The sequence below is a fragment of the Fructilactobacillus florum 8D genome (genome assembly GCF_000512295.1).
GTDB classification, from domain to species: Bacteria; Bacillota; Bacilli; order Lactobacillales; family Lactobacillaceae; genus Fructilactobacillus; species Fructilactobacillus florum.
Window position 1 is genome coordinate 1 of record NZ_ALXG01000037.1, and the last position, 22,284, is coordinate 22,284.

General features: G+C 41.4%; 19 protein-coding genes, 2 tRNA genes and 1 other RNA gene. 17 read left to right on the forward strand and 5 right to left on the reverse strand.

Annotation, left to right across the window (positions count from 1 at the left end; all coding sequences use genetic code 11):
• Positions 1-321: hypothetical protein (locus tag B808_RS06625; RefSeq protein WP_035422166.1), on the forward strand; the 321-nt coding region annotated here is incomplete at its 5' end.
• A 949-nt stretch (positions 322-1,270) separates the two neighbouring features.
• Positions 1,271-1,888 (forward strand): hypothetical protein, encoded by a 618-nt coding sequence (locus tag B808_RS04295; protein WP_035422168.1) that lies wholly within the window; start codon positions 1,271-1,273, stop codon positions 1,886-1,888.
• 839 nt (positions 1,889-2,727) lie between these two features.
• Here B808_RS04295 and ssrA read toward each other — a convergent pair.
• Positions 2,728-3,098, reverse strand: a transfer-messenger RNA (tmRNA) gene (gene ssrA, locus B808_RS06470).
• Between the two features lie 35 nt (positions 3,099-3,133).
• Complete coding sequence (locus B808_RS04300; protein WP_035422170.1) at positions 3,134-3,907, reverse strand: Cof-type HAD-IIB family hydrolase; 774 nt, start codon at positions 3,905-3,907, stop codon at positions 3,134-3,136.
• Between the two features lie 118 nt (positions 3,908-4,025).
• Between B808_RS04300 and B808_RS04305 the strand changes: the two genes are divergently transcribed.
• From B808_RS04305 to B808_RS06555, 4 genes are all read left to right on the forward strand, one after another.
• Entirely contained in the window at positions 4,026-5,201 is a 1,176-nt protein-coding gene (locus B808_RS04305) for a class I SAM-dependent methyltransferase (RefSeq protein WP_035422172.1), read from the forward strand.
• Between the two features lie 102 nt (positions 5,202-5,303).
• Entirely contained in the window at positions 5,304-6,185 is an 882-nt protein-coding gene (locus tag B808_RS04310) for an ROK family protein (protein ID WP_009167313.1), read from the forward strand.
• Between the two features lie 22 nt (positions 6,186-6,207).
• Positions 6,208-7,560: a glucose-6-phosphate isomerase gene (locus tag B808_RS04315; protein WP_035422175.1), complete on the forward strand. Its 1,353-nt coding sequence runs from the start codon at positions 6,208-6,210 to the stop codon at positions 7,558-7,560.
• Between the two features lie 333 nt (positions 7,561-7,893).
• Complete coding sequence (locus B808_RS06555; RefSeq protein WP_051393810.1) at positions 7,894-9,453, forward strand: NlpC/P60 family protein; 1,560 nt, start codon at positions 7,894-7,896, stop codon at positions 9,451-9,453.
• A gap of 117 nt (positions 9,454-9,570) precedes the next feature.
• Here the strand turns inward: B808_RS06555 and B808_RS04325 are convergent, their stop codons facing one another.
• A complete protein-coding gene (locus tag B808_RS04325; protein WP_009167309.1) occupies positions 9,571-10,506 on the reverse strand; it encodes a dihydroorotate oxidase in 936 nt (311 codons plus the stop codon).
• 333 nt (positions 10,507-10,839) lie between these two features.
• Here B808_RS04325 and B808_RS04330 point away from each other — a divergent pair, with 333 nt between their 5' ends.
• From B808_RS04330 to B808_RS04340, 3 genes are all read left to right on the forward strand, one after another.
• Positions 10,840-11,802, forward strand: a complete 963-nt coding sequence (locus B808_RS04330) for an aspartate carbamoyltransferase catalytic subunit (RefSeq protein WP_009167308.1) — start codon at positions 10,840-10,842, stop codon at positions 11,800-11,802.
• Positions 11,786-13,054 carry a dihydroorotase gene (locus tag B808_RS04335; RefSeq protein WP_035422189.1) on the forward strand — a complete coding sequence of 423 codons (1,269 nt, stop codon included), beginning with the start codon at positions 11,786-11,788 and terminating at the stop codon, positions 13,052-13,054. Before B808_RS04330 ends, B808_RS04335 begins: the two co-directional genes overlap by 17 nt.
• A 97-nt stretch (positions 13,055-13,151) precedes the next feature.
• Complete coding sequence (locus tag B808_RS04340; RefSeq protein ID WP_009167306.1) at positions 13,152-14,018, forward strand: DNA/RNA non-specific endonuclease; 867 nt, start codon at positions 13,152-13,154, stop codon at positions 14,016-14,018.
• Positions 14,019-14,054: 36 nt separating this feature from the next.
• Here the strand turns inward: B808_RS04340 and B808_RS04345 are convergent, their stop codons facing one another.
• Complete coding sequence (locus tag B808_RS04345) at positions 14,055-14,657, reverse strand: NADPH-dependent FMN reductase (RefSeq protein ID WP_009167305.1); 603 nt, start codon at positions 14,655-14,657, stop codon at positions 14,055-14,057.
• An 86-nt stretch (positions 14,658-14,743) separates the two neighbouring features.
• Here B808_RS04345 and B808_RS04350 point away from each other — a divergent pair, with 86 nt between their 5' ends.
• The 6 genes from B808_RS04350 (at position 14,744) to B808_RS04375 (ending at position 20,648) form a co-directional block, all read left to right on the forward strand.
• The gene (locus B808_RS04350; RefSeq protein ID WP_009167304.1) at positions 14,744-16,195 is read left to right on the forward strand and encodes an amino acid permease; all 1,452 of its coding nucleotides are present in this window, start codon (positions 14,744-14,746) and stop codon (positions 16,193-16,195) included.
• Positions 16,196-16,653: 458 nt separating this feature from the next.
• Entirely contained in the window at positions 16,654-18,003 is a 1,350-nt protein-coding gene (gene brnQ, locus B808_RS04355; protein WP_009167303.1) for a branched-chain amino acid transport system II carrier protein, read from the forward strand.
• A gap of 100 nt (positions 18,004-18,103) precedes the next feature.
• Positions 18,104-19,060 (forward strand): DMT family transporter, encoded by a 957-nt coding sequence (locus B808_RS04360; RefSeq protein ID WP_035422178.1) that lies wholly within the window; start codon positions 18,104-18,106, stop codon positions 19,058-19,060.
• Positions 19,060-19,614 carry a GNAT family N-acetyltransferase gene (locus B808_RS04365; protein WP_009167301.1) on the forward strand — a complete coding sequence of 185 codons (555 nt, stop codon included), beginning with the start codon at positions 19,060-19,062 and terminating at the stop codon, positions 19,612-19,614. Before B808_RS04360 ends, B808_RS04365 begins: the two co-directional genes overlap by 1 nt.
• Before the next feature lie 7 nt (positions 19,615-19,621).
• Positions 19,622-20,083 carry a GNAT family N-acetyltransferase gene (locus B808_RS04370; RefSeq protein WP_035422180.1) on the forward strand — a complete coding sequence of 154 codons (462 nt, stop codon included), beginning with the start codon at positions 19,622-19,624 and terminating at the stop codon, positions 20,081-20,083.
• A gap of 115 nt (positions 20,084-20,198) precedes the next feature.
• Positions 20,199-20,648: an ASCH domain-containing protein gene (locus tag B808_RS04375; RefSeq protein ID WP_035422182.1), complete on the forward strand. Its 450-nt coding sequence runs from the start codon at positions 20,199-20,201 to the stop codon at positions 20,646-20,648.
• Between the two features lie 217 nt (positions 20,649-20,865).
• Here B808_RS04375 and B808_RS04380 read toward each other — a convergent pair.
• Positions 20,866-20,938 (reverse strand) — tRNA-Gln (locus tag B808_RS04380).
• 102 nt (positions 20,939-21,040) lie between these two features.
• On the opposite strand from B808_RS04380, the gene B808_RS04385 reads away from it, so the two are divergent.
• Positions 21,041-21,114: transfer RNA gene (locus tag B808_RS04385), tRNA-Glu, on the forward strand.
• A 60-nt stretch (positions 21,115-21,174) separates the two neighbouring features.
• A complete protein-coding gene (locus B808_RS04390) occupies positions 21,175-22,185 on the forward strand; it encodes a serine hydrolase domain-containing protein (protein WP_035422183.1) in 1,011 nt (336 codons plus the stop codon).
• Positions 22,186-22,284 lie beyond the last annotated feature (99 nt).

The window sequence follows — 22,284 nt, forward strand, 5'->3', positions numbered from 1 at the left end:
GATAAAAATTTTAACTTGAAGCATTGCAATAAAATTCAAAAATCAGCTCTTTTAGATTCAATATTTGAATTATCTTCAATGTCAAAAATTAAGATTTTAGGATTAGATAAGTTTAAAGGGTTGGAAAATTTAGATGATAAATTGGTTAATTTTAGTATGAGTAATGAATTTAAAAAGAATCGTCTGAGAAATTGTGAAAAGGGTTATTGGATTTTTAGATTTAAAGGGAGTGATTGTAGATGTATAGGTAAAATAATTGATAATGTATTTTATATATTATGTATTGATACACAATTAAAAGCTTATAGTCATGGTAAATAATCCAAACTAAACAATTAATATTGTTTTAAAATAATTAGATTAATTTAAACTCCTGAATAATATAATTAGACATCCAAAAGAAACTAAAAAAAATTAAGCTTACAGGAAAATATTGAAAAAGCTGATCATATTTTAAAAATTTCAACTTTTAGTAAAAAATAAAAATATTCAAGCATTTTAGCTACTTGTTTATATCGGATAAAATAATTAGTCTACTTTATCAGTAGTCTTTTTTATTTGAAATAAACTTAAGCATCAGGTAAATATTACAATAAAACACTGCAAAGCTTTGCCATGTTTTTTCGTCAATTATTGCACACCTGAAAAAGTTTTTTTGACATGTTAGTTAATGATTATTATATAGATGTAAGTGTCGTAAATGTGACGTTTGAACCTGGCACTCGAAACATTGAATGGAGCTACTAAAGATATCTGGTTTTCACATATTTCGATTACCGAAGGAAAATCAAAATTATTAGAACCGGTTTCTGATGAATAATATAATAAATTAGGGGAATAGAAATGGTTAAAAATAAATAGCGGTACATGATAATTTTGATGAGTTTGCACCTAAATTTGCTGAAACGAATGATGATGTTATATTTGGTCAAATTATGGTCAAGAGAAGATAAGTTATCTCCCAAAAATTGTATTTTAGTTACTGTTATAAGTTTAATAAGCCAAGAAATTTTGGATCACTTAAATTCCGTATACAAAAGGTTAAAGATAGCGGTGTATCTAAAGATGAAATGGTTGAAGCAATTACAAAGTTAGCTTTTTATTATACTTGTACTAAAACGTGGACAGCTATGTGAATTTCTAAAGAAATTTATGATAGTTGATTTTCATGTAAATATAATAATTATCAATAGTACCCATTCATACGCAAGTTATATAAAGAAAAAAATACTAAAAAATAATTTGATATAATCGTTTTAGAGGTGATTATATGAATGAATTTTGGCAAATTATTATTGGAAGTGGATTATCAACAGCTATAATTAATGGAATTTTTTCATTGATTAGGCTCAAACAAGACGCCAAAGATAAAAAAGAACTTGAAGATATTAAAGAACAATTTGTAAGCCAACAAAGCAGTATAAAACAAGATTTAGCAAATATAGGTCATAATACTCAATACATGTTTGACTTTAAAGTGAAAATTTATTCAGAATTAAACGAAAAATTAATAATTGCTGTTGATATGTCTACGTTGATTGTTCCCACTGTTGAAAATAATTTACCAAAAGACGAAAAAGAGAAAAATAAGGAAATTAATCGAAGAGACGTTGATTTTTGTGAAGCATTTAATGAGTTTACGAAAGTTCAAAGAAAGTACATGCCATTTTATGATGACAATATTATTGTAGAAACAGATAATATGATAGATGAAATGGGAAAACTAAGAATATTTTTTAGATATAAGTATGTAGACACTAGTATGAGATCATTCGTTGATAGTCAAATGAAAGAAATTGAAATGATCCATAATAATTTGACTGATAATACTAAAAAAGTATCAAATATGATAAAAAATATCTTTGATAATGAATTAGATAGTAAATAATTTTGAGAATGCTGGAATGCATTCTTTTTTTAGTGCTTGTGTTCTATTAAAATAGCGATTATAGGTCTTTGTAATTCTGTTAAACAAATAAATAATAACATGGCTTTATGTCCTTGCAAAACCTGACTTTTTTGGCAACAAAGTGCTTAACAATTACAGATGTTTTATTAGTTTTGATGTTGCAAAATGTTGTGATTATTTAAGCACATCAAACGATATAATTGCACACTATAAAAAGCGCGATTAAATTTAAATACATGAATGTAAATTCATACATTTAATGGGTAAATAATTATTAGGCTTTAATAAGCGATAAGGGCAGATAGAACAGGTATTAAAAAGTATGTATTACTGTATACCCATAATTAGCTAAGTGATTAATACTCTGCTAAAATTTCGTTATCTCTTGATTACTATTTTGAACACTATTTAATCCTAAATGTAGATATTAGCAATAGCCAAAGTTAAAAATAAGCTAGCTATTACGGATTAAATAGTAAATAAAACAAAATAATTTAGAAAATGTTACCGCCTTTGTTATGGGTTGAAAAATTCCAGTAACATTAATTAAGCTTGTCATACCAGTAGTTTTAAGCGTTGTGCTACTCGTTACTTATTTTTTTAAGTTTGAAATTCAAAATAAATAAAATAAGTAAACATATACGTAAAATAAAAAACACTACTCAATTAAGAATGGTGTTACAAATTCTTGACCGTTGCTATGTATTTATTGTTATTAAGTACTAAAAGTTGTCATTTCGTATGGTTATATAAGTATTAAATAAAAAAACCTATCATACCAGCATTTAACGTGCTAATAATGATAGGTAAGATGTAAAAAATGGAGTCGGCGGGATTTGAACCCGCGTCCGAAAATGTCGCCCCTTGAACGTCTACACTCATAGGTTAATAACTTGAAGTTCACTTTTCAGTGCGCCACCAACCACGGCTAACCTGAAAAGCTAGCCTGATTAAACTCTTCTAATGAACCTCAGGTGGAGGGTCATTAGCGTATCCCACTAATAGGTAGGACCCAGGGATAACCCGTGGGAAAGATTAGCTGGATCTACGTCGACTGCTGTTTAGGCAGCTAAGGCGTAAGAATTGTTATTATTTTTAGCAGTTATAATTTAAACTGGACGGTGTATCGTACCGCCAACCGAAGTGCAGTTCAAACTCGAACCATCTCCGTCGAATCCATAACGACCCCAGACGAGACAATAATAATTATAGCATATGCGGAAGTTAAATTAAATCAAAATGTTGTAACCCCTTGACAATGCCGTGGTTAGTATTGGCTGTCGTGATAAATTCAGCATGTTCCTTAACGTTGGGCAAGCCATTGCCCATTACCACCGGATGATCAACGTAGTCTAGCATGGGAATGTCATTATTTCCATCACCAAAAGCATAGGTTGGAATTCCAGTTAGCTGTTCCGTGCGAATGAGTTGTTCAATCCCAGTTGCTTTTGAGGCTCCGTGGTCAACAACATCAATGCTAAAGGGTGAATTTCTGTAAAAGGATAAGACCGCACCAAATGCTTCTTGATAGGCTTGATCAAGGTTAGTATTAGTGACAAACATCATATCAATTGGGCGCTGATGCCAATAATTGGTAGTTACTAACTTTGGCAGGGGGGCATGAACATGTTTACAAGCTTTGATAAGTAATTCATCATGCGCTGTTGATCCCTTGCCTCTCTGATCCAGAACGGTAACCGAATTACCAAACTCAGCAGCAAAGGCTGCAAGTTTATCAATGGTATCCGGATTAATCCGACGGGAAAAGGCGGTTTGGTTTTGGTACATCCCATAGTCACCATTAGAGGCGATTACCGTGTCAATCTTAGTTTTTTGTAAGGTTACAGGAATCTCATACAAAGTACGTCCGGAAGCAATAATTGGTAAACCACCGTTTGTTCGGATTTGATCCATGGCGGTCGCAATTTCGGGGGTGATTTCAGAATTATTATCAAACAAAGTTGCATCAAGATCGAAAAAAACCAAATAGTTATACATAATTAAACCAACCTTACTAGCAATAATTATTTAATTATAGCATTTTTTGCCCCAATTCTCCTATTTTGCCACTGGCAACGATATAATATAAGTGACAACTAATTTATGAGGAGAAATTATGCAGGAAATTGAAATTACAGGTGCCGCCGCTAGTAAATTTGAAGGTGGCTATCCGCTGATCCAAGCCAAGGATTTGGTAGCGCCGATTACAAAACCACAAGTTGGGGACTTTGTTATCCTAACTAACCACGGTCATCCGGTAGCGAGTGCTTATTTAGCAACAACTGAACACAAGCTTGGCTGGGTGCTCAGTAAAAACAGTCAACAAACGCTCGACCAGCAGTTCTTTACAAGGTGTTTCAAACGGGCTTTTCGAAAACGCCAACCGGTTACTGCTGAGGAATCTACTGCAGTTCGCTTATTTAACGGTAGCGCTGATGGAGTCGGTGGGATGACGGTTGATAACTTTGCCGGTGAAGTTTTGGTAACCTGGGAAAATCCGGGAATCCAGCAACAAAGTCACCTTTTGTTAGCGGCGCTTGAGGAGGCATTGCCTGAGTATCGAAATTTGTACGAACTGCGCCATTTCGACGCACAGGCGGTAATCACAGCGGTGCCGGGCGCAGCTCCGCAGCCGCAAACGACGGTCAAGATTAGTGAAGCAGGAACCAATTATTCCATTCAATTGCTGGGGGCTGCCCGACCAGGACTATACTTGGAATATCGACCAGTGCGCGAGCAGCTAAAGAAGAACACGCAGGGAAAAGCAGTCTTGAATTTGTTATTCTATCAAACTGGCATGGTAGCAGCTGCTGAACTGGGTGGGGCGATTCAAACAGAAAACATTGAGATGAAGCAGCGCGCTCAGACAGATTTGCTAGCAGAAATGGAAGTAAATCAGCTTGATGGAAGTCGACAGAAGAATCGAATTATGGATTTACGTGGTTACCTAAATTATGCGCAGAAACATCAGCTTCGGTTCGAAGTGATTACAATTAACTTACCAGCATATTTTCGTAGCAAAAAAGGTAATTTCAATATTCGAAAAGATGCGGAGGCTTTGCTGGCGCAACTGGCAGATTTAGCGGCTGCTCAAGCAGATATTTTCATTACGACGCCGACCAACCAACTTAGTTTAAAAGAGCTCCGTCGCCAAACACAGTTAGCTTTTAAGCAACAAGGACGTTCCATCACCGAGCGGGATCATTTTTCTAGTCCAGCTGATTTCCCAGTTGATCATGAGCTAGAACGAGAAAGTGCCTTTAAGGGGCTGTGGGTAAAAATAGTTGATTAATTATTCAAAGTGTGTAAACGGTTACAAAGGTTATTGCATTCGTGTTTGCCCCGTTTTATAATTAGAATAATCACTTAGTTCACATCCAAGGAGGATGAAGTTATGTTATATGGAAGTATTGAAGCCGGTGGCACCAAGTTCGTTTGCGCGGTTGGGGATGAAAATTTCAACGTCGTTGACCAAACCCAGTTTCCAACGACTACGCCGGACGAAACGCTAGCGCGAACCATTAAATATTTTAAGAAATTTGATCATATTGATGCGTTTGGGATTGCATCATTTGGTCCGATTGATGTTAATCGGGATTCAGAAACCTATGGATGGATTATTAAAACTCCTAAACAAGGTTGGAGCAACATTGATTTCTTAGGCAAAATGAAAGAAAACTTCGATGTTCCAATGTATTGGACCACAGATGTGAACGGGTCAGCATATGGTGAATACATTAAGGCACGCGAAAATGATGAAAAGATTAAGTCGGTGGCCTACGTTACGATTGGAACTGGAATCGGGATGGGAGCAGTAATCAATGGCGATTTTCTTGGAGTGACCGGTACTCCTGAATTTGGTCATATTCGGTTAAAACGGCACCGTGATGATCTTGATTTCCCAGGAACTTGTCCTTGGCACGGAGACTGTTTAGAGGGATTGGCCTCTGGTCCAACGTTTGAGGCCCGAAACGGAGTTAGAGGGGAAGATACCCCTATCGCAGATCCAACATGGGAAATTGTTTCTTACTATATTGCTCAGGCCGTTGTTTCATTGACAGTAACTTTCCGACCTAACAAAATTGTTTTGGGTGGTGGAGTTTGTACCCCAGAAGTATTAGGCAAAGTGCGGGCATACTTTACGCTGTTGTTTAATAATTATCTCAACGTTGGTTCGTTAGAACAATACATTACGCGTCCAGAAATTCCTCATAATGGGTCTGCCACTTTTGGTGACTTTGTTTTGGCACAAAAAGCAATTGACGAACAAAAATAAAATTAATAGCGAGGTAATCTAGATGTCTTACATTAAATTTGACGATTCTAAGGTCAAAAAATTTGTTCATGAGAATGAACTTCCTGAGATGCAAGCTTTAGTAACGGCAGCTGATCAGGAATTACGACAGGGAACGGGAGCTGGAAGCGATTTTCGTGACTGGCTTGATTTACCGTCCACATATGATCAAGATGAATTTTCCAGAATCCAACGAGCCGCTGAAAAAATCAGAAAAGACTCCGAAGTCCTAGTAGTAATCGGAATCGGTGGTTCTTATCTGGGTGCGAAGATGGCAGTTGATTTCTTAAATGGGACTTTCTATAACACGCAGCCTAGTTCAAAACGTCGGGGTGTGCAGGTTGTTTTTGCCGGCAACTCACTCAGTGCTTCGTATTTACAGGAACTAACTGATTTTATTGGTGATCGTGATTTTTCTATCAACATCATTTCAAAATCTGGAACCACGACGGAACCCTCCATCGCCTTTCGATTATTAAAGGCAAAATTAATTAAAAAATATGGAGAAAATGAGGCTAACCAGCGCATTTATGCCACAACGGATGCTAAACATGGGGCTTTACGCCAAGAAGCTACGGCCAGCCAGTATGAAACGTTTGTAATTCCAGATGGAGTTGGCGGTCGGTATTCGGTCCTAACTCCAGTTGGCTTGTTGCCAATTGCAGCAACGGGTGCGGATTTGAATCAGTTGATGAAGGGAGCCAGCGATGCAGCCAAAGCATATGCGGTAACCGATTTAAAGGAAAATCCAGCTTACCGGTATGCTGCCCTGCGAAACATCTTGTACCGCAAGGGTTATTCTACGGAGTTGGTCGAAAATTATGAGCCCAACTTACGCATGTTTGCTGAATGGTGGAAACAGTTGATGGGTGAGTCAGAGGGGAAGGATCAAAAGGGGATTTATCCTTCTTCTGCGAACTTTACTACTGATCTACATTCTTTAGGGCAGTACATTCAAGAAGGATTGCGTGACCTATTTGAGACGGTGATTAAGGTCAAAGAACCACCTTACAATTTAGATGTTCCCATGGACGAAAAGAATTTAGATGGTTTGAATTACTTGCAGGGGATGTCACTAAATGAAGTCAATGAGCGTGCTTATGAAGGAGTCGTGTTGGCGCATAATGATGGTGGAGTTCCTGTTTTGACGGTTGAAATCCCTGACGAGTCTGAATATAGTCTCGGTTATTTAATCTACTTTTTTGAAGTTGCAGTGGCAATTTCTGGATACCTAAATGGGATTAACCCTTTTAATCAACCAGGAGTTGAGGCATATAAGAAAAACATGTTTGCGTTACTCGGCAAACCAGGTTATGAAGAGCTCGGACAACGTCTAAATCGCGAATTAAATCAATAATTTAAGTGCTAAAGGTAAAGAACTGGGAATTTTCCTAGTTCTTTTTAGTTTGGCGAAGGGAGGTTATTTGCTGACAACTGGGAACTTTCACCGACTGTATGATGCGCGTCGAACCACAGTTATCGTAAAATGTTGGTTAGCTGACCTTGGTTTCCTTGTGATTATTAATACAAACAAGAAGCTTAATGCTTTTTTAAATTATTTCATTTAGATGACAATTTGGTTAAAACAAGTTATAAAGACCGCTTTGATAGGTTTGAAGTGGTATAGTAATACTTGTAAGTCAGTAAATAAATAATGTGAATATTCAAACAAAAAGGGAGCGATTTTTTCATGAACAACGAAAAACTACACTATAAAATGTATAAGGCAGGAAAACGGTGGATGTTTGCGGGAATTGCTACTCTATTGGTAAGTGGTGGTGTATTATCTGGAGCACGACCAGTTGCCGCTGATACAGCAGTTGCTACTACTTCAACCCAAGCGACAACTGAACAGTCACATGCTGATAGTACGTCAGCAGCAGCAACTACGAGTGACTCAACAGCACAAGCAACCAGTGAAATGCCTGCTAGTGCAACGATCACTAGTGAGGCGGCTACTTCAGCAACGCCAACGGAAAATACAGCAGTGGCCACCACTACGGAACAAACCGAGAACAATCAGCAACCGGCAAGTGAGACCAGTACTTCATTGACGGATGCTAGCACGGCGATCCCCGCTAGTACGGCAAGTACTGCTAACCAAACTCAAGTTGCCAGTGCAGCAGTTAGTACTGATGCCCCCGTTAGCTCATTAGCGGATGGTGCAGTTAATACGCAAAGTCAAGCTCAACCAGCGAGTGAGACTAATGAACAAACGCAACCAGCTCCAGTTAATTCTGAACCTGAAGCAAATCAACAGTCAGTGGCTGCTAAGACTACCACTACTCCCGCTGCAGACGAGCCGGCGCAACCTGCTAGACCAGCAGCTGTGGCTGCGCAGACGATGCTTGCTACAGTTCAACCGGCAGCAGCTCCAACGGTGGCATTAGCAAGTACCAACAATGTCATTAGTACGGGGAAACAGTATGTGGGAACTCCTTACGTTTGGGGTGGTTCAACGCCTGCAGGCTTTGACTGCTCAGGCTTTACACAATACGTCTTTGGTAAGAATGGAATCTCCTTACCAAGAACCGCAGAAGCACAGTATGGAGCCGTGCAAAAGATTAGTCAGGCACAAGCACAAGCTGGTGATTTGGTCTTCTTCAGTATGGGAGGCATTTATCACGTGGGGATCTACCTTGGTAATGGACTAATGCTGGATGCTCAAAATCGTGGCGTTGTGTACAATGACTCGATTAGTTACTTTAGTGGTCAGGCACTCTTTGGACGAGTTGGGGGTGGCTTTGCAGCAACGAATTCAATCAGTAGTGGTTTGCCATTTGTATCATTAGCAAGCACTAGTTCACAACCAAGAAAAGCGATTGTTGAAAAGTCAACTCAAAAATCAGATCGTGGTGCAACTCAGCAACTTGCTGCAATTCAAACTAATTCACCCCAAGGATCAGCTACTGAAACCAGTACGGATCAACCGGCAGCAACGGACGGTCAAGCAACCAAACAGATGGCGCTTGGACAGGCACCAGCAAATGGTGAAAATACACAGCAGCAAGCTCAAGGGGAGCAGGTCACTGATAACGGCGCTGGTGAACAACCATCAGGTCGCTCTCAACAACCAGCAGGAGCAGCTTCGCTAAAGACAGTTACCGGTGCCAAAAACGAACAAACCACCGATGGACAGACCAATAAATTGCCTCAGACTGGTCAACAAACTAACTTGTTGGTTAGTGCTTTAGGTAGTATCTTAGTGGGATTGAGTGCTGTACTCGGTTTTCGCAAAAAAAATAACTAAATCATTATAAAAAAGAACCTCTGATCTTGGCTTAGCCAAATTTGGAGGTTCTTTTACTTGCGGACAATGCGATTAGAATTTAGGGGATTTATTGCTTTTAAACAACATTTTTCGATGTTAATGAGCAGCTTTAAGTTGGTTGCGAAATGTTGCTAGTGATGGATAGTGCTTTTGAACCATTAGTTGAATAAGTTCATCTTGCAGTTTAGTAAATAATTGGGGACCGGCTTGCATCAATGTAGTTCCAACTGAAACAGCATCGGCACCACACAGGATCAACTCGAAGACATCAGTTCCGTTGCGGACTCCACCGGTGCCAATGATTTTAATTGTGGGCTTCAAACGGCTACGAAAGGCATGCACGTTCGCTAAGGCAACTGGTTTAACGTAAGCACCACCAATTCCACCAAAGCCTCCCTTTGGTTCGATTAACGTTCGCTCGGAAGTAGGGTCAACCAGCAACCCGTTGCCAACACTATTAATCGTATTGATAAAGGTTAGTGGAAATTGATTTAAGATGTCCGCAACAGCGTCAAATTGTTGTAAGTCGAAGTACGGTGGAAGTTTAATCCCCAATGGCTTAGTGAAAAGCTTGAATGCCTGTTGCAGAATCTGTTTCAACGCTGCTAGGTCATAACCAATTTGTGGTTTGCCGATGACATTGGGACATGATAAGTTCAACTCAGTGAGCCCCTGAAAACTACTGTCTTGAATCATCTGTAGGGCTGTCAGATTATCCATCGGGTTGGGATTGGCAATCGAGAGGTCGATTGGTTTAGATGCGTCGTGCGTTGTAACGTAATTTAAGTAGTACTTCAGTCCTTGGTTGGGCAACCCCATGGAATTGATACTACCAAGCGCAACATCTGCATAACGAGGACGTTGATTACCAGACCGTGGTTCCAAAGTAGCGCTTTTGGTAGTAACCCCACCGGCAGTTGATGCAACTAGTTCGTCTAATTCGAGCGCCGTTTCGTCCCACACACCAGCGGCATTAATGAGTGGATTTGAAAACTGGTTGGGGCCAATGGTTGTACTGAGATCAATTTTCATAAAAAAACTCCTTAAAAAAGGCTCAATCTGAAAAGCCGAGAATTTTCAGATTAAGCCGTAATTAGATATTAGATTAATTAAGCAACCTAGCGGCTTCTCGGAACCGCTTTAAGATTGCTCTTAGCATACTGAATCCATTCTTAGATGTCAATGGAGCTTTGGTTGACAAGCCTGAGCTAGTTCGGTATGGTGAACAACAATAGCAAGAAGCTGCTTTAATTCAATCCAGAGAGATTGACAAGTTAACTAGTGATGTTGGATGAATCTGGCATGCTGCGTTAATGGCGGCATGCCTTTTATTATGCAAATTTTTGGTAAAGATAGGAGGATCAGATGGACGCAGAGATTCAGCATGATACCGTTTCGGTTGCAACGATGACCAGTGCAACGGTATTACAAAAAATCCGGTTGGCTGAGCAATTTCGTCAGGGTAAACAGGTTCGGTTGCTAAGACCAGCTTATGCAATGAACCTATTCTTTGAAAATAGTACCAGAACGCACACTAGTTTTGAGATGGCTGAACGGCGCCTAGGTTTACAAGTTCTAGACTTTAATGTTAATTCGAGTTCGATTTCGAAGGGAGAAACGTTAGAGGATACCGTTAAAACCCTTCAGGCGATTGGAGTTGATATTGCGGTCATTCGTCATCCAGCTAATGATTATTACCAACAACTTTTAGATGATCGATTAGAGATTAGTATTGTAAATGGTGGAGATGGTAGCGGTCAGCATCCCTCCCAGTCATTGCTCGATATGATGACAATTTACCAAGAATTTGGACATTTTTCTGGGCTTAAAATTGGAATTGTCGGTGATTTAAAACATTCTCGAGTTGCCCGCTCCAACATGGAGTTGTTGACGAGATTAGGTGCAACCATTCGTTTTGCTAGTCCAGATGAGTGGTATTCAGCCGAATTTGCTAAGTATGGCAAACGCTTAAGCTTGGATGAGTTGGTGACACAATGTGATGTCGTGATGCTTTTGCGCGTGCAAAAAGAACGTTTAGGCCAATCATTGTCGCATTTTGATCAGAAACGCTATCATGATCAATTTGGGCTCACCCAAGCCCGCTTTAAGCGGCTCCCTCCCCAAGCGATCATCATGCACCCGGCACCGGTTAATCGCGGTATTGAAATTGATTCGGAACTGGTAGAAAGTTCACAGTCACGAATTTTTAAACAAATGAGCAACGGCATGTACATGCGAATGGCCATTCTGACAGATATACTAGTTGCCAAGGGATTACTTAGTCAAAAAACATTGGAGGATACTGGTGAGTTTGAAATATCTAATTAAAAACGTTTGGTTGCCGACGACAAAGCGACTCGGTCGACAAGATATCTTAGTGCAAAATGGGATTATTACTAGGATTGCCCCCAAAATTAATGATGCGAAAGCTACGAATATTATCACGGGAGCTGGTAATTATTTATTACCAGGTTTCCTTGATGTACACGTTCATTTTCGAGATCCCGGACAAACCGCAAAGGAGTCGATCGAAACAGGTAGCAGGGCGGCAGCCCATGGTGGTTATACCATGGTTTGTGCAATGCCCAATGTAACTCCGGTTCCTAACACACCACGCGCACTGGCGCAGTTAATCCAGAAAAACCGAGCCGCTGGGGTAGTTCCCGTCAAACAGATTGCGCCAGTAACAACCAATGAACGAGGTAATACGTTAATAGATTTCAAGGGAATGCAGCAGGCTGGTGCGGTGGCTTTTAGTAATGATGGAATTGGGATTCAAAGCGCTGGAACGATGTATGCGGCAATGCAGCAAATCCAAGCAACCGGGCTCCCGTTAGCAGCGCATGTTGAGGAGCAATCTTTGATGCATGGGGGAGTGATTAATGCGGGGACAGCTGCTAATCGCCTCAACCTCCCCGGAATTGATGCCGTGGTCGAGACTAGCCAGTTAGCTCGTGATCTTGAGCTGGCTCGGTCAACCGGAGTCCATTATCACGTTTGTCATGTATCAACGGCCAGAAGTGTAGAACTGATTCGACGGGCTAAGGCGGAAGGGATAAATGTTACCGCCGAAGTCACTCCCCACCATCTCCTTTTAAACGATACGATGATCACTGCCGATAATCCGATGTATAAGATGAACCCGCCCTTGCGGACAGCAGCCGACCAGCAAGCGCTCTTAGGCGGATTGTTAGATGGAACCATCGACATGATTGCGACCGACCACGCTCCCCACACTCGTGCAGATAAGGGTAACTCTTTTTTAGGTAGTGCTTTTGGGATCACGGGGTTAGAAACGGCTTTTCCCTTGCTCTATACAAAATTAGTGACAACTAAAACAGTTACATTATCCCAGCTTATAAACTGGATGAGTACTCGTCCGGCTGAGTTGTTTCAACTTCCGGTTCCTGAATTAGCTGTTGGAAAAAAATTAAATGGAGCACTTTGGGATTTAACTAGTGCGCAAACATTGAAGCCTGCAACGCAACTTTCAAAGGGAACCAACAGTCCGTTTTGGGGCACGGTGGTGAGTGCTACCCAGATACAAACATTTGTTAATGGGCATTTGGTGACGCTTTGATAGTCTCTGGAACTCACTTAGGAGTTCATTGTATTTTTGACAGCCACGGATTGCTCTACTAAACTAGTGATATTACGAAAGATTTGGAGAGAAATTCATGAAAAAGATAACCCCTTGGTTAGCAGCAGTGGCAACCAGTGTCACGCTTTTCTTAGGCTTTTCTGGTTTGCAAGGGACGAAACCCGTTCAGGCGGCAGTCCCTGAAAATACCACCACGTATCAAAATTTACAGCAACAAGATTATCAACCAGGGACGGCTGCCTATCAGGTCTTAAATAATGATCAGCCAGAAACGATTACGGCCCAGAGCTTTACGAGTAGTCGGATTGATTATCATGATTTAGATCAGTATAACCGAGCACAGACAGCCACGGCGTATCTAACTAGCAATAATTTGGGGAAATCCGAGGGGCGAGCGGCTCAGATTTTTAAACCGACTGGTTGGCATAATCAACCAAAACAAGTTAACGGCGAACGAGTTTTTCCTGTAAATCGTGGGCACCTGATTGCCTACACCTGTACATTTAATTTAAACCAAGCTGGTCAGCCCGAGCCTGGAGCACTAGGCTCAATTGATAATCCTAAAAACCTGTTCACGCAAACGGCCTTTTCTAATCAAAAGGTAATGACCATCAATGAGCAAGCGGTGCGGGATGCATTAGCGGCTGGTAAACAAGTTATCTATCAAGTAACGCCGGTTTATCAGGGCAGTGATTTGATGGCAAAAGGGGTGTGGGTCCAGGCGATTAGTTCAGACGGTGCAATGCATTTTAACCGCTATCTGTATAACGTACAACCAGGTCTAAGATTCGATTATCAAACGGGTCGTTCGCAAATTGATGCGGCCATGACCGTTCCTACCCCACCGAGTGCCGTTCATCGGCAAGCCACTCGTCTCAACCTCTTTTCAAGCCATCATCGGCGCGTTACTAATCGCCATCATCGAGTTAGGCATCAATTTTAGGCTAAGAAAAACCGCTCACAAACAATGAGCGGTTTTTTAATTGCTTGAAAAGGGATGGTCAGCCAATAGTTTGGTATAAAAAGCAGCTTCTTGAACGGCGGTACTAATTCGGTGTTCAAACACTGCTTGTTTCGGATCGTCTGGCTGCCACTTTCCGTCTGGTTGCCAGTGAGTAGCGACTTTGGCAATTGATGTTAGATGAGGGAGAACAAAAAAGTTCATTCTAGTTAAGACCGGGAGTAAAGCATTAAAAGCCCACTGACCACCACGGGCATTATCAGCATAGGTAATGACTTTAGTTGCTTTACCACGAGGCTCTTCTCCGAGAAAATCCAAGGCATTTTTCAAAACAGCTGGGAAACTATGATTGTATTCAGGGGTTAGGATTAGGTAACCGTCCGCAGCTGCCATTTGATTTACCCACTGAGCCTCATTTGGGGGAAGGGTTCGATTTTGATTACCAAGTGGAGGCTCATCTTCATAAAAAAAGGGGAGATGCAGGTCCGAAAGCTCAATTAAATTAAGGTTGACTTTAAATTGTTGCTCAAATTGCTCTTGCTGCAACCTGAAATAATTAAATAGATTTCGACCTCGGGCAGCTGGTCGACTGGTTCCTAAAATGACATTAATTTTGATCATGGGGGGCTCCTTTGGGGACTTGATTTGCGATTAACTGGGTTTTTATCTATACTTACCAATGCATGTAAAAAACAAGAGGTGGCACTTTGAAACAAAAACATGATGAAAAAATTGGAAGATTAGGACTGACGGCCTTTGTGCTTTCGGCGATGGTTGGTGGGGGGATCTATGATCTTCCACAAAATATGGCGATGCATGCGGGAGTGATAGGGCAAGTGGGAGCCTGGTTAGTTACTGGTCTAATTATCGGTCTGGTTGTACGGTCGTTTTTAATTCTCTCACAAGTTCGTCCCCAATACACGACCGGACTTTATCATTATGCCCAGGCGGGCTTTGGTAAGTTTACCGCTTTTTTTGTGAGCTGGGGTTATTGGATTTGTCAGGCCTTTGCAATCGCAGCCTATGCGGTTTTGCTGACGGCTACTCTAAACGTGTTTTGGCCAGGAATGTTTAGTGGTGGAAACAACTGGCAAGCAGTCATTGTTGGTAGCATAATCTTGTGGACGATGATTTTTTTGATTACTCGCGGGATTCAGACCACCAGTCGGATTGACTTAGTAGGAACCGTTTGTATGTTAGTCATTGTAGCGGTCTTTATTTGTAGCATGCTAGTGGCATTTCATTGGAAAATTTTTTGGCAAGATCCATTGGGAACTGCGCCACATAGCCACTTTAAATTGGGTAATCCCTTACAACAAGTGCAACATTCTTTACTAACTACTCTGTGGGTTTTTTCTGGGGTAGAGAGTGCTGTCGTTTTGTCAAAAAAATCAAAAAGTCAGCAAGCGGTTCGTCATGCTACTCGTGACGGGTTTCTGCTTTGTCTGGGTCTATATGCAGCAGTTTCAATTTTGCCATTAGGAGTGCGTAGTTATGAACAAGTAGCAGGAATGAGTAGTCCGTCTACTGCAGTTTTGTTAGGAATGGTGTTGGGGCCAACGGGTCGTCTATTGATTACTTTTGGTGTCATTATTGCCGTATTGGCGAGTTGGTTAAGTTGGATTTTAGTGCTAGCTGAAATTCCGATGGCAGCGGCAGTTTCTGGAACCTTTCCACGGTGGTTTGGAAAAATCAATCACCGACGGGTTCCAATACCTTCGTTGTTGGCAACAGGGGCAATCATTCAGATCATTATTATCTTTACACATTTTGCCACTGCAGCTTTCAACACGACCTTGACAATTGTAGCGACCATGACCATTCCGCCGTACTTAATTTCGATGTTATTTTTAGTTAAAATTAGTGCACGTGAGCGGACTTTTAATCCCCAGCACGAACAGGTCGGAGTTTCACGGAAAACGGCTTTGATAACAGCCGTGCTAGCTAGTTTGGGAACATTGTTTATGGGATATACAGCTGGCCTTTGGTACATAAATCTGGCCTTTATTATTTATGCCTTGGGAATTCCATTGTTTATCTGGACTCGCCACCATGATGACCCCCATCAGCCCATTTTTGGTAAGTTCGAACGCTGGTTTGCTTTACTGATTGTGTCGGTCGCTGTTGGTGGTCTCTTGCTGTTATTGGAGGTAGTTTAAAAATGATTTTTAATTTTTTCTTGACAAAAACTTAATTATCCTATAAATTGGCTTCAACTAAAAATTAAGAAAACAATGCGCAGAGGATTAGTTTTAGTAACCGTCTAGAGAGTTTCCGGTAATGGTGCAAGGAAACCGAAGTGCTAAAACGAAGGTAGGCTGCAAGTTACGGGTTCGATGCTGATTAGTATAGGGTTCGTTGGGAGTGCCCATTATTGCACAATAGTATCGCTGCGAACGCAACAGCGAACTTACTGAGCCGACCGTTTGGTTGGAAATTCAAGGTGGTAACGCGTTTTAAACGTCCTGGACTGTGTATGACAGTTTGGACGTTTTTTTAATAGAGGCGTCGTTAGCGATACTTACTGAGCTGATTTTTGTGAGAGAATCAGAAAATCTGGTGGTACCCCGCTGTTGGCGGCCAGTGCAGCGATTGGTCAGTTGTACAGGAGGGTATCATGGATAAATTACCGAGTAAGTTAAGCTTTAGGCAGTATTTGTTATTGGCATCATTACTATTTGGTCTGTTTTTTGGGGCGGGTAATTTAATTTTCCCGATTCATTTAGGTCAGGTAGCTGGCCCAAATTGGTTGCCAGCGGTGATTGGGTTTTTGCTATCGGCAATTTTGCTTCCACTGGGTTCGATCCTAGCGTTAAGCATTACTAAAAGTGCAAGTATGTATGATCTGGCATTGCCAGCTGGAAAATGGTTCGCGATGCTTTTTCTAGTTTTGACGCATGCCTCCCTCGGATTGTTGATTGCAGCACCTAGAACTGCAACGGTAACTTTTTCCATGGGAATTGCACCGTTCGTACCGACTGGTTGGGATGGCAGGGCTTTGCTAATATTTTCACTCCTCTTTTTCTTGGCTGTTTGGTGGTTGGCTTTTCATGAACAAAGCGTGACGAGAAATGTTGGGAAAATTTTGAATCCGTTATTTCTATTCCTACTGTTAATTTTGTTTGTGATTGCTTTTGTTTTATACGATGACATGCGTCGCCTGCCCATCGTTCCCCAAGCAGGAAAAGCGGCGCCTACGTTGATTAATGGTTTCTTAGAAGGTTATAACACCATGGACGCACTGGCAGGATTGGGTTTTGGAGTAACCATTATTGCTGCTTTACAGGCTTTTGGACAAACTGCCAAAGAACGGTCGTGGTCGGTAATTAAAGTTGGCAGTTTGACCATGGGTTTTGAAGCTCTGATCTATACATTTTTAATTGCTTTGGGGGCTGGCAGCCTACAATTTACCAAACTTAGTGTTGATGGTGGGACTGCTTTTGCGGTAATTATGAGACATTATACTGGGGTTGTGGGAGCTGCCATGTTGGCCGCTTTAACCCTACTGGCCTGTCTGACGACGGCGATTGGTTTATTGACGTCATTATCACAAGATTTGGGTCGCCGCTTTCCTCGGATTGGGTACCATAAATTTTTAGCGGGAGCGACGTTCATTTCGTTTTTAATTGCTAACTTGGGTTTAACTAAGATTATTTTGTATTCGGCTCCGTTACTAAGTTTTTTATACCCCCTAGCAATTAGTTTGATTTTGCTAGGAATTTTTCAACCATTATTACGCCAACGCACGCGTTGGTACCGAATTACAATCGGCTTAGTGTTGATTCCAGCGGTTCTAGATGCATTACATGCTCTGCCAGCTGAGCTAGCCAGCTGGACCCCGATTGCAGTGATTAATCAACTAGCTGGAAAATTGCCCTTATATCAAGTTGGATTAGATTTTATTCCCTTTTTGGTAATTGGATTATGTAGTAGTTTTATTTTAAATCGCATGTTTAAATCGGCTTAGAAGTTCCCTTAACCGATATGTTACAAAAAGTAACACGACAGGTTTACAGAAGCTACTAATCGCCCTATAGTTGGGAATAAAAAACATGGGGGATGGATTTATGCAGAAAATAGGGCAACAATTGAGTCGACCTGTAAAAGGGATGTTATTAGCAATCTTTGCTTCTTCATCATGGGGATTTTCAGGGGCATTGCAGCAGTTTGTTTCACAAACGGAAACCATTCCAGCTGGCTGGTTTTTATCAGCTCGAACCACTTTTACCGGATTGATTCTCTTGACAGTTTGTGCTGTGATTTATCGAGGAAAGATTTTTAACGTTTTTAAAAGTTGGCGCTCAATCGCTTGGCTGATAGCTTACGGGTTGCTGGGCTTGGCCGCTAATATGGGTAGTTTTTATGTGGCAATTCAACAAGGTGGAGCAAACGGGGCTAGTTCAGCAACGATTTTGCAATACTTAGCGCCATTGTTCATCTTAATAGGAGCTTTTTTATTTCAACATAAAAAACCACTTAAAATTGATTTGATTGTGTTCCTAATTGCGTTGTTAGGAGTTTTCTTATCCGTAACTCGGGGAAATATTCATGAACTTTCAATTCCGATGATTTCCTTAGTGATGGGGATTGTATCAGGGATTACGGCGGCTTGCTACGTAGTCTTACCAAAAGAAATTGGACGTGACAACCCACCAATGGTGATTTTGGGGTGGGGGACACTAATTGCGAGCGTAGCCTTTAATTTGCATCAACCAGTGTGGGTTGATGTTCCTCACTTGAGTACAGGAGGGATTTTGGGGATTGCTGGAATTATCTTTTTTGGGACGATTTTAACTTTCCCATCAGTCATCTATGCGACTCGATATACTGACTCGGCGACGATTAGTTTGATTGATGCTATTCAACCGGTCATTACCTTTGTGATTAGTATTTTTTGGTTTCAGGCAGACATTAGCTGGCCAGAAATCATTGGGGCTGTTTTGATTATTGTTGCGATCTACATCCTACAGGCGGCTCAACGGCACCCAGAACGTTTGAATAATAAAAGTTCAGGAGAGGTGTAATGTCACCCATTAAAATAGATCATGAATTGAGTTTGCGGTTACCCGATGTTGCTAGCGATGCACCGGCACTTTTTGCTCAATTAGCTGCTTCTAGAACGACCATTGCTAAGTGGTTGCCGTGGGCTGATCAAATTACCAGTCCGGAGCAGGAGGCGACTTTTTTGCGAATGAGCAAACAGGATCGGGGCTTGCTGTTGGTTATTACTGCTGATCAGCGTCCGGTCGGAATGGTCAGTTTTAATCGATTTATGAACGAGCAACGCGAAGCAGAGGTCGGCTATTGGTTAGGTAACCAAGTTACTGGTCGAGGAATTATGCATAGGTCATTGCAAGCTTTGTGTGAGTATGGATTTGCAAATTATCCCCTAGAAAAGATTTGGGTGAAAGTAGCGGTTGATAATGTTGCTAGTAATGCAGTTGTCCGTGGCGCCGGATTTCAGCTAAAGACCGTTAAACCACAAGCGCTTGAATTGCACGGTCGATTTCATGACGAGAATTGGTGGTTACTGCAAGCGACTGATTTTAAACCAAAACGTGTGAGCGAGAAAGGATAGAAATAACGTGGAAACTAATTTAATCGTCAAGCCTTTTGCTGAACTAACTAATTCGGCATTACTAGCCCTTTTATTTGCCCGAAATCAGGTCTTTATTGTTGAACAAGGGATTCAGGAAAATGAGATTGATTCCCATGACTTAGTTGCTTATCATGTCATGCGTTTTGACGAGAAAGATCAAATTGTTGCCTATGCTCGAGTCTATCAGCAACCACAAGGGGTTACTTTTGGACGGGTGTTGACTATGAAAGGATTTCGAAAGCACGGGCTTGGTCGACAAATTGTTAAGGATGCGATTACAACAGCAGTGCAAAAATTCTCGCAGCAACCATTGACCATTTCAGCACAGGCATATTTAAAGAACTTTTACCAATCACTGGGCTTTGTTCCGGTTTCCTCAGAGTACCTCGAAGTCGGAATTAAGCATCTTAAAATGCAGTATGCCCCCACCAATATTGGTGAAGCTTAACTGCTTGCTAATTTTAGATGGAAAAGCAACGCAAATGGGGCTTATTGATAATGGTGATTGTTAGCCAAAGAAAAATGAGACACATCCAATAATTTATAAGATACGGAGGGATCCGATGCAACCCACGACCTTTTTTAAAGAAGCCCAAGCAGCGGGCGCAATTCCCCAAACTGCTCGTTTGCAAAGTAGTTACCAGTTTGGAGATGAAGCTGATCAACTTGCCCAATTAATCATAGCTGGGAAAAAAACAGCTACTACTAGTCTCTATGAATTATATGAAAAAGATGGCGATGAACTGCCAACTAAGCAGGCTTATGATGTTATTTTAGATGGACGACAACAACCAGTTGCGATTATCAAAAATGATGATGTCCAGGTGGTTGATTATTTAGCGGTCGATGCCACCCATGCCTTTGCGGAAGGGGAGGGTGATCGAACCCTGCAAGCTTGGCGGACGGCGCACGATCGATTTTTTGCGGAAGAATGTCAAGCAGAAGGCCTGCAATTTGACCCAGCAACTGCACGAGCAGTCTTAGAGACTTTTCACGTAGTGTACGTCCGCTAAGGCACGTTTAAGCGCAATTGAATTGCTGGTTTTAATCAGTAGCTCAGACAGGGTGACATTTGCTAAGTTTAATAGCTCAACTGGGTCACTCCGAAAAAGCAAGGTAATTAGCAATGAGATTGCACGAAAACAGCTGACAATCTATTAGCCAGGAATAATAAAAAAGCCGCCATAACAAGTGTTATGACGACCAATGAAACTAGTTAAAACCCTGTAGTTGGGTATACTGGACTCGAACCAGTACATTACGGATTCAGAGTCCGCTGCCTTACCAGTTTGGCTAATACCCAATAAGTACAATAAATATATTACATTGATTGCCAATAAATGTCAAACATTATTTTTAGTTGACAGACAAGGCGGAACCAAGTAGAATTACATTGTTGTGTTATTGCCCGTTGGTCAAACTGGTTTAAGACGTCGCCCTCTCAAGGCGGAGCTACGAGTTCGAGTCTCGTACGGGTAACTATTAAAAAGTCGCTAACTAGCGACTTTTTTTGTTGGTAAATGAAAGTGGGGGATCGGCATGAATTTACCAAAAACCACGGGGGTTTTAGCTGCTTTAACCGCAGATCAGTTGGTTCCAGGGGTTTCGTATGCTTTCATTCAAGGTCAACAGACGTCGTTGCACTATCATGGGAAGAAAAGTTGGGATCCGGTGGTAACCAAACTTCTCCCGGAGCAATTATACGACGTTGCTTCATTAACTAAGGTGGTGGGGACGGTTCCAGTGATTTTACGGCTAATTGAGCAGAACCGTTTACATTTAGACGATTCATTGACTACTTATTTACCAGAATGGCATGCGCCACGGGTCACAATCCGCCATCTCTTAACGCATACGGCTGACATCCGTGGCTACATCCCGAATCGAGATCGCCTGAATGCGCAAGAATTAAAGACAGCGCTGCTGGGTCTGTCATCAGGACCATTGCTAGGGAGCCAGATGCATTACCAAGACGCTAACTTTATTTTTCTAGGATGGGTGGCAACTAAAATAACGGGATTGCCGATCCAGTCGTTGATTAGTCAAATGGTATTGCAGCCGTTAGGGATGCATGATTCAACTTTTCAGCCCGATCCAAAGTCCTCGGTTCCGACTACCTACGATCTGCAGACCCATACTAACTTAGTTGGACGAGTGCATGATCCCAAAGCAAGGGTACTAGGGGAAAATTGTGGTTCAGCGGGCTTATTTAGCTCGCTGTTTGACTTGGTTCATTTTATGCAATGGATGTTACAAATTAGACAACCGGGAGTCGTTTTAACCCCAGCAACTTTGGATCGTCTGAGCCAAGATCAAACACCGATGCAAGATGGGAGTCGCTCCTTTGGATGGCAGTTGAACAACTTTAATCGTCAAGAATTTCTGAGCCAAACTGGTTATACTGGAACAATGTTGGTATTAGTTCCGCAACTGCAAAGTGGTTTAGTTCTGCTTTCTAATCGGGTCCACCCAGTTGTTGGAGAACGCTATTTATGGGCACGAGAACGACTCTTGCAAACCTATTTGGCAGAGATTTGGTCAAAAAAATAAACATCCGTAATTTCGGTTCGAAAATAGTGCTTTTTCGGTCAGAAAGTCGATAATTTACTTGTCATTTTCTAAAAAAACTTCCTGTTAGCTAACAGGAAG

Coding starts and splice junctions, on each gene's coding strand:
- B808_RS04295 (WP_035422168.1), top strand. CDS start 1,271: ATGAATGAATTTTGGCAAATTATTATTGGAAGTGGATTATCAACAGCT.
- B808_RS04300 (WP_035422170.1), bottom strand. CDS start 3,907: ATGTATAACTATTTGGTTTTTTTCGATCTTGATGCAACTTTGTTTGAT.
- B808_RS04305 (WP_035422172.1), top strand. CDS start 4,026: ATGCAGGAAATTGAAATTACAGGTGCCGCCGCTAGTAAATTTGAAGGT.
- B808_RS04310 (WP_009167313.1), top strand. CDS start 5,304: ATGTTATATGGAAGTATTGAAGCCGGTGGCACCAAGTTCGTTTGCGCG.
- B808_RS04315 (WP_035422175.1), top strand. CDS start 6,208: ATGTCTTACATTAAATTTGACGATTCTAAGGTCAAAAAATTTGTTCAT.
- B808_RS06555 (WP_051393810.1), top strand. CDS start 7,894: ATGAACAACGAAAAACTACACTATAAAATGTATAAGGCAGGAAAACGG.
- B808_RS04325 (WP_009167309.1), bottom strand. CDS start 10,506: ATGAAAATTGATCTCAGTACAACCATTGGCCCCAACCAGTTTTCAAAT.
- B808_RS04330 (WP_009167308.1), top strand. CDS start 10,840: ATGGACGCAGAGATTCAGCATGATACCGTTTCGGTTGCAACGATGACC.
- B808_RS04340 (WP_009167306.1), top strand. CDS start 13,152: ATGAAAAAGATAACCCCTTGGTTAGCAGCAGTGGCAACCAGTGTCACG.
- B808_RS04345 (WP_009167305.1), bottom strand. CDS start 14,657: ATGATCAAAATTAATGTCATTTTAGGAACCAGTCGACCAGCTGCCCGA.
- brnQ (WP_009167303.1), top strand. CDS start 16,654: ATGGATAAATTACCGAGTAAGTTAAGCTTTAGGCAGTATTTGTTATTG.
- B808_RS04360 (WP_035422178.1), top strand. CDS start 18,104: ATGCAGAAAATAGGGCAACAATTGAGTCGACCTGTAAAAGGGATGTTA.
- B808_RS04365 (WP_009167301.1), top strand. CDS start 19,060: ATGTCACCCATTAAAATAGATCATGAATTGAGTTTGCGGTTACCCGAT.
- B808_RS04375 (WP_035422182.1), top strand. CDS start 20,199: ATGCAACCCACGACCTTTTTTAAAGAAGCCCAAGCAGCGGGCGCAATT.
- B808_RS04390 (WP_035422183.1), top strand. CDS start 21,175: ATGAATTTACCAAAAACCACGGGGGTTTTAGCTGCTTTAACCGCAGAT.